This is a genomic window from Pseudolysinimonas sp. (genome assembly GCF_031389465.1).
Classification (GTDB): Bacteria; Actinomycetota; Actinomycetes; order Actinomycetales; family Microbacteriaceae; genus Pseudolysinimonas_A.
In genome coordinates this window covers 1-2,483 of sequence record NZ_JANMSQ010000207.1, presented here as the reverse complement: position 1 = coordinate 2,483, position 2,483 = coordinate 1, and the positions used below count along the sequence as shown (strand labels likewise).

The following is a 2,483-nucleotide window of genomic DNA, read 5'->3' as shown; positions in this document are numbered from 1 at the left end:
ATTCGATCCCCTCGACGCCGCCGCCGGAGCGGCCGCGGTCGGCCTCGAGCACACCGCCGCCGAGGCCGCCAGCGCTCTCGAGCGTCTGCATGAGAAAGAGGCATCCTCGTGACCGTCGCCCCACTCCTGACCCGCGCGTTGCTCTACGGTGCGATCGTCGCCGTCGCCGTCGCCGTCGTGGCTGGCACCGCCGGTTGGCTGGCGTCGGGCCTTCCCGGGTTGCTCGGCGGGTTGCTGGGGGCGGCGCTCTCGGCGGTGTTCCTCGGGCTGACCGCCGTGAGCATGTTGGTCGCGGGTCGCGTCACCCGTGGGGATGCCGGAAACCCGTTGTTCTTCGGAATCGTGCTCGGCGTCTGGGTGCTCAAGCTCGTCGCCTTCGTCGTGGCGGCGATCCTCACGCGCAATTGGGATGCCGTCGATCCGGTCGTGTTCTTTTGGGCGGTCATCGCGGCGGTGCTCGGCTCCCTCATCGGAGACATCGTCGCGCTCGCTCGAACCCGTATCCCCTACGTGAGCGACATCGAGTTGCCGGGCGATCCGCCGAAGGTCCGCTGAGTGAGAATGTGGGCATCCGGCGGCGGAAGCGGCAACTCAATTCCTTGATAGGGTGAAGCGACCCTCCCCCAACAAATCGCCCGCGTTGTCGCGCCCGATTCAGGAGAAAGCCCCTGTTAGCTTCAATCCTCGCTCCGACCCTTCCGGCTACGGAGTGCCCCTCGGGCGAGTTCTGTGGGCCGTCGGTCGAAGAGTTCTTCCCGGAGCCGCTGCTCTTCATCGGCACCCCGTTCGAGATGAACCGCGTCCTGCTCATCCGCATGCTCGTCGTGGTCATCCTGATCCTGGTGTTCTGGGTCGGCACCCGGAACCTGAAGGTCGTCCCCGGCCGGGCTCAGGTTGTCTTCGAGGTCATCACCGGGTTCGTCCGCAACAGCATCATCATCTCCACCCTCGGCGAGAAGAACGGCCGGCGGTTCATGCCGCTGCTGTTCACGATCTTCTTCCTAACCCTCGGGCTTAATCTGACCGGCATCATCCCCGGACTTCAGATCGCCAGCACCGGCCTCATCGGCATGCCGATCATCATGGCCGTGGTCGCGTACGTGGTGTTCATCTACGCCGGCCTCAAGCAGCACGGCCTCCGCTACTTCAAGAACCAGCTGATCCTGCCGGGCGTGCCGATCGTGCTCACGCCGTTCCTTGCCCTGCTCGAGTTTCTGTCGACGTTCATCCTGCGCCCGATCACGCTGACCCTCCGACTCACCATGAACATGGTGGCCGGGCACATGCTGCTGGTGCTGTGCTTCCTCGCGACGCACTTCTTCTTCTTCACCGTGCTCGCCCAAGGCAACGCCCTCGGGTTGCTCGGCATCGGCACCTTCGCCTTCGGCATCGCCTTCACGCTGCTCGAACTGTTCGTGGCCGCACTGCAGGCGTACGTCTTCACCATCCTGACCGCCATCTACATCCAGTTCTCGGTGGCCGACGAGCACTGAGATCACCCATCTCGGCCTACCTAGAACCACCCTCGAAAGGAATCACCTGTGAACGTAGTCGGACAGCTCGCCCCCCTCGCCTTCGGCCTTGCCGTCATCGGCTCGGGTATCGGCGTGGGCATCATCGTCGGCAAGACGATCGAGTCGGTCGCGCGTCAGCCCGAACTGCAGGGTCGCCTGCAGGGCCTGATGTTCCTCGGCATCGCCCTCACCGAAGCTCTCTGCTTCATCGCGATCGCCGTCGCGTTCATCCCGTTCCCCGCCCCGTAAGCGGCACCCCACACCGTAAGGAGTCCGGATGCTGACCGCATTCGCTGTCCTCGCCGCTGTCGCGGAGGAGGAAGAGGCAAGTCCCTCGGTGCTGATCCCCGCGATCCCCGATCTGCTCTGGGGCACCATTGCGTTCGCGCTCATCCTGATCGTGATGATCTGGAAGGGTGTACCGCGCATCAACGCGGCGCTCGACGCTCGCACCGATGCGATCGAGGGTGGCATCAAGCGCGCCGACGAGGCGCAGGCCGAAGCCAACGCGGCCCGCGACAAGTACCAGGCGCAGCTCACCGAAGTGCGGGTCGAGGCCGGCAAAATCCGCGAGGAAGCTCGCGAAGACGCCAAGCAGATCCGCGCCGAGCTCGTCGAGCAGGCGCAAGCGGATGCCGCGCGCATCGTCGCGAACGCCCAGGTGCAGATCGAGGCCGAGCGGGCAGCCGCTCTCGCGTCGCTGCGCACCGAGGTCGGCACGCTCGCGCTCGACCTCGCGTCGGGTGTGATCGGCGAGTCGCTCACCGACGACAAGAAGGCCGCAGGGATCGTCGACCGCTTCCTGGTCGACCTCGCCGCGTCAGAGAAGGCGAAGGCTGGTCAGTAATGGGCTCCGCTTCCCGCGTCGCGCTCGCCGCGGCCATCACCGCTCTCGCCAACGAGAAGGCCGTTACGCGCGCCACGGGCGAGCAGCTGCTGTCGGCCGGGCGGGACATCGCGGGCTCCCCG

General features: G+C 66.0%; 4 protein-coding genes. All 4 read left to right on the top strand.

The genetic code is table 11. The features are described from left to right. Window positions 1–108: 108 nt before the first annotated feature. The 4 genes from RMO30_RS08355 to RMO30_RS08340 all read left to right on the top strand — a co-directional run bounded on the left by RMO30_RS08355 (window position 109) and on the right by RMO30_RS08340 (window position 2,361). Window positions 109–555: a hypothetical protein gene (locus RMO30_RS08355; RefSeq protein ID WP_309711886.1), complete on the top strand. Its 447-nt coding sequence runs from the start codon at window positions 109–111 to the stop codon at window positions 553–555. A gap of 113 nt (window positions 556–668) precedes the next feature. After that, window positions 669–1,493 carry a F0F1 ATP synthase subunit A gene (gene atpB, locus RMO30_RS08350; protein ID WP_309711888.1) on the top strand — a complete coding sequence of 275 codons (825 nt, stop codon included), beginning with the start codon at window positions 669–671 and terminating at the stop codon, window positions 1,491–1,493. A 48-nt stretch (window positions 1,494–1,541) separates the two neighbouring features. Then, window positions 1,542–1,763 carry a F0F1 ATP synthase subunit C gene (gene atpE, locus RMO30_RS08345; protein ID WP_309711883.1) on the top strand — a complete coding sequence of 74 codons (222 nt, stop codon included), beginning with the start codon at window positions 1,542–1,544 and terminating at the stop codon, window positions 1,761–1,763. Window positions 1,764–1,791: 28 nt separating this feature from the next. Next, a complete protein-coding gene (locus RMO30_RS08340) occupies window positions 1,792–2,361 on the top strand; it encodes a F0F1 ATP synthase subunit B (protein WP_309711881.1) in 570 nt (189 codons plus the stop codon). Window positions 2,362–2,483 lie beyond the last annotated feature (122 nt).